Source organism: Mycobacterium sp., assembly GCF_035506235.1.
Taxonomy (GTDB): Bacteria; Actinomycetota; Actinomycetes; order Mycobacteriales; family Mycobacteriaceae; genus Mycobacterium.
Window position 1 is genome coordinate 1 of record NZ_DATJPU010000024.1, and the last position, 3960, is coordinate 3960.

Here is a 3960-nt window from a genome sequence, read left to right on the forward strand (position 1 = left end):
ACGACGGTTTCGCAGTCGAGCTCGCGCAGGTTGTCCAGTGCGCCCTCGTTGAAGTAGGTGTTGGACGGGACGCGGAACCATTGCGGCGGCATGCGGCGCCGCGAGACGGTCTTGATGTTCAGCAGCTGCCGGTAGTTGACGTTCTCGGTGGTGCTCGAGCCGCCCCACGTGCCGCAACCCAGGGAAAACGTGGGGGTCAGGTCGTTGTAGATCCCGCCGAGGGCCCCGACGGATGTCGGCGCGTTGACCAGGACCCGACCGGTGCGAACCGCCAGACCGTATGCGTCGATGACGTTTTCGTCGTTGGCGTAGATGGCCGAGGTGTGGCCCAATCCGCCGTGCTCGGTGACGAGCACCGCGGCGTCGATAGCGTGTTGGACGCTGCGCGCGCGCACGACCCCGAGCACCGGCATCAGCTTCTCCTGTAGCAACGGGTGCGCCGCGAGTTCGTCCAGGTCCGCCGGCAGCTCCGCCAGCAGCACCTTCACCGTCGGTGGCACTTTGAAGCCGGCGCGGGCGGCCAGTTCCGATGCCTTCTGCCCGACCGCCTCGGGCGAGATCCTGTCGCCACAGCCGAACGCGAACTCCGCCAACGCCTTTGCCTCGTCGGGGGTGAGGAGCTGGGCACCCATTCGCTCGAACTCGGCGATCACCGTGTCGTATACGCCGTCGTCAATGATGCACGTTTGCTCGGCGGGGCAGATGACCGACGAGTCAAAGGTCTTCGAGATGAGGATGTCGACGACGGCGCCGTTGAGGTCCGCCGTCTCGTGAATGTAGATCGGGGCGTTGCCGGGACCGACGCACAGGCCCGGCTTTCCGGCCGCATTCGCCAGCGCGACGATCTTCGGCCCCCCGGTCACCCAGATGAAGTCGACTCGCGGGTGTTTGAACAGATAGTGCGTGACTTCGTGGGCGGCGTCGGGGATCACCTGGAGGGCCCCCGGTGGCATCCCGGCCGCTTCGGCCGCCGCGCGCACGATCTCGAGGCTGCGCTCGCAGGAGCGCACCGCGTGCGGTGACGGTCGAAAGAGGATGGCGTTGCGGGTCTTGGCGGCCACGATCGCCTTGAACAGCACCGTGGAGGTCGGGTTGGTCACCGGGGTGATGGCCAGCACGACCCCGATCGGCTCGGCCACATGGGCGATGTTGTGCTCGACGTCCTCGTCGATGATCCCGACCGATTTCTTGCCGCGCAGATAGTCGTGCAGGAACTCGGTGGCCACATAGTTCTTGACGACCTTGTCCTCGAAGACCCCGAAGCCCGTCTCCTCGATCGCCACACTCGCCAGTTCCCCCGCCGCGCGGACCCCGGCGCGCACCATCGCCTCGACGATCGCATCTACCTGCTCCTGGTCGAGCCTGCGGAATGCAAGGGCCGCCTCGGCCGCGGCCTCGACGATCGCGTCGACTTCGTGTCTGCGCTCTTCGGCAACCGCGGGCGCTTCGAGGCAGGAGGCGGGCTGGCTTTGCGTAGTGGTCATTGGTCGCGTTTCGGCTCAGGAAGGGACGCTAAGCGTCCCAGAATGAGCAGATGCTACGCCGTCCGCCTCGATGCAAAGTAGGGCTGAAAGGCCCTCGACGAGCTGGCCCGGGCAGGCCACATCTGGCGCCCGCGGGCCTTCCGCGGTCACCGGCCGCCGCCGACACTGGGCCTCATGCGCATCGCTGTCGACTACGACCTGTGTGAGGGACACGGGCAGTGCCTGCTGGCCGCTCCGGACGTGTTCGACATCCCCGACGGCGCCGAACAAGTGGTGGTGCTGCAGCCGGATCCCCCCGAAGCTGACCGCGACCGGCTGATCCGGGCGGCGGCGATGTGTCCCGCGCAGGCCATCCGAATCCTCAACTGAGCCGGTCGGTTTCGGCGGCATCGTCCAGCAGCCGGTAGCGGCCGGCCAATGCGGCGGCCGCAATGCGGTTACTGACGCCGAGTTTGTGCAGCAGTGCAGCAACCATGCGTTTGGCGGTGCGCTCCGACACCAGCATTCGCCGGGCGATGTCGGCCGTCTCCATGCCGGTCGCGAGCAGGGTCCACAATTGGAGATCCTGGGCGCTGAGGCTGTCCAGGAGTGTCGACGGCGGCTTGCGGATGTTGCTCAGCAGCGCGTCGAGCAGCTTGCCGTCGACGACCCGCAACCCCTCTGCGATCGTCCACAGCGGCCCGGCCAGCGCCTCGGGCCGCGCGGTCTTGGGCAGGAAACCGTCGGCGCCGGCGCGCAGCGCCTCCTCGGCCAGCCCAAGGTCGTCGGTCCCGGACAGCGCCAGGATCCGGGTCTTCGGGTGACGCGCCTTGATGTGCCGGATGGCGGCCACCCCGCCCAGGGGCGGCATCGACAGGTCGATGATCGCGACGTCGGCCGAGCAGCGCGCCACCAGGTCGGCGGCCTCTTCCACGTACGTCGTCTGGCCCCCGATGGTGAACAACTCGCCCCATTCGCGGCTGAGCAGCAGGGCCAGGCCCTGCGCGAACAGCTCGTGGTCGTCCACAATGACCACGACGTACGGCGAGCGGGTCATTGCCGCGATGCTAGCCCCAACCTATGGTCAGCCGGGTGAGACCGCTCGATCAGCTCAGCAGCACGGTGGACTTCGACGGCGCGGACTACGGGCTGGCCCGCACCGTCGTCGCGGTGCGGGTCGCCGTGGTGATCTCGATCGGTGTGCTGCTGGCGATCGGACCGCAGTGGGTCCGGCAGCACGCCCCGGCTACCGTTGCGGTGTTGGGCGCCGCGATGGTCTACGCGGCCGTGCTGATGGCGTATCCGCAGCTGGAGGTCCGGCGCACCCGGTACTCGTGGCTGGTCACCGGCTTCGACTCGGCCTTCACCTTGGCGCTCATCGCGCTGAGCGGAGGGGTCTACAGCCCGGTGGTCGCGGTGTTGGCGCTGGTCGTCATCGCCTCGGCGGCGCGGCTGTCGTTCTGCGAAACCCTGCTGGTCGCCATCCTGTTGGGCACCGCCTATGTCCCTGTGGCGCTGACGTCGTCACCGGCGCGTCCGGTCGCCGCGGCCCCGGTGCTACAGGCCGGCTGGTCGGCCGTGTATCTGATCTTCATCGCGCTCATCACCGCGGGGCTGTCCGCGCTTGCCGAACGCGAACACCGCTCCCGGGTGCGTGCGCTGGTAGAAGCCGAGGCCGAGCATGCCGCCGCGGAAGAGGAGCGCGACCTGCGGGCGCGCCTGCTGCGGTCCTACCAGTCGCAACAGGATGGACTGCAGGTGCTGGTGCACGAGTTCCGCACCCCGGTAACGTCTTTGGAGGCGCTGACTGAGGCGCTGACTTCCCCGACCGCGTCGCGGCCGATGTCGCCGGCTGACCGGGACACCAGTCTTCGGCTGGTGGCCCGGCACGTGCACCACCTGGCCGACATGCTCGACGCGCTGTCCGACGTCGCGCTGAGCCGCCGCCCGACATTCTCGGCGGGACGGGTTCGTCGCGTCGACGTGGCCGACCTGATCGGGGCTGCCGCCGATGCCGTCGGTCTGGCGCCATCACGGTTGCGGCGGAACGTCAGCGGCGACGTCGGCGCCGTCGCCGTGAACGCCCAAGGGCTGCGCCGGGTGCTGACCAACCTGCTGGAGAACGCCTCCCGGCACGGCCGGGGTGAACCGGTCGACGTCACCTGCTCGCGGGAAGGGGACGACTTGGTGTTCACGGTGGCCGACCGCGGTCCCGGTATCCCGGCGGACAGCCTGGGCGAGCTGACCACCAAGTACGTCAGTGTCGGCGGGCAGCGGGGCACCGCCGGGCTCGGCCTGTGGATCGTGCAGCAGATCGCCGAGGCGATGGGCGGGCGGGTCGACTTCGGCGCGCGCGACGGCGGCGGGCTGGTAGCCACCTTCCGAGCGCCGGTCGGCTGACCGCCGGCCACATGCGTTGGCCCCCGGAGGCCAGTGATTGGCACCCGCGTTAGTGCCGCGCCGCCGCCGCGCTGGCCAGCATGGGGGTGAAGCCGCG

General features: G+C 69.2%; 4 protein-coding genes. 2 read left to right on the forward strand and 2 right to left on the reverse strand.

Annotated elements, in window-relative coordinates:
- Window positions 1-1484 (reverse strand): aldehyde dehydrogenase family protein (locus tag VMD50_RS03100; RefSeq protein ID WP_325424746.1); only part of this gene is annotated, 1484 nt, incomplete at its 3' end.
- Window positions 1485-1658: 174 nt separating this feature from the next.
- On the opposite strand from VMD50_RS03100, the gene VMD50_RS03105 reads away from it, so the two are divergent.
- Window positions 1659-1853, forward strand: a complete 195-nt coding sequence (locus VMD50_RS03105; protein WP_325424748.1) for a ferredoxin — start codon at window positions 1659-1661, stop codon at window positions 1851-1853.
- On the opposite strand, the gene VMD50_RS03110 is transcribed toward VMD50_RS03105, so the two are convergent.
- Window positions 1846-2520 carry a response regulator transcription factor gene (locus tag VMD50_RS03110; RefSeq protein ID WP_325424750.1) on the reverse strand — a complete coding sequence of 225 codons (675 nt, stop codon included), beginning with the start codon at window positions 2518-2520 and terminating at the stop codon, window positions 1846-1848. The two genes, VMD50_RS03105 and VMD50_RS03110, sit on opposite strands and share 8 nt — an antisense overlap.
- Window positions 2521-2555: 35 nt before the next feature.
- Between VMD50_RS03110 and VMD50_RS03115 the strand changes: the two genes are divergently transcribed.
- Entirely contained in the window at window positions 2556-3863 is a 1308-nt protein-coding gene (locus VMD50_RS03115) for a sensor histidine kinase (protein ID WP_325424752.1), read from the forward strand.
- Window positions 3864-3960: the final 97 nt, after the last annotated feature.

Bases quoted from the DNA above. Each gene is read 5' to 3' on its own strand.
- VMD50_RS03105 (WP_325424748.1), top strand. From the start codon at position 1,659: ATGCGCATCGCTGTCGACTACGACCTGTGTGAGGGACACGGGCAGTGC.
- VMD50_RS03110 (WP_325424750.1), bottom strand. From the start codon at position 2,520: ATGACCCGCTCGCCGTACGTCGTGGTCATTGTGGACGACCACGAGCTG.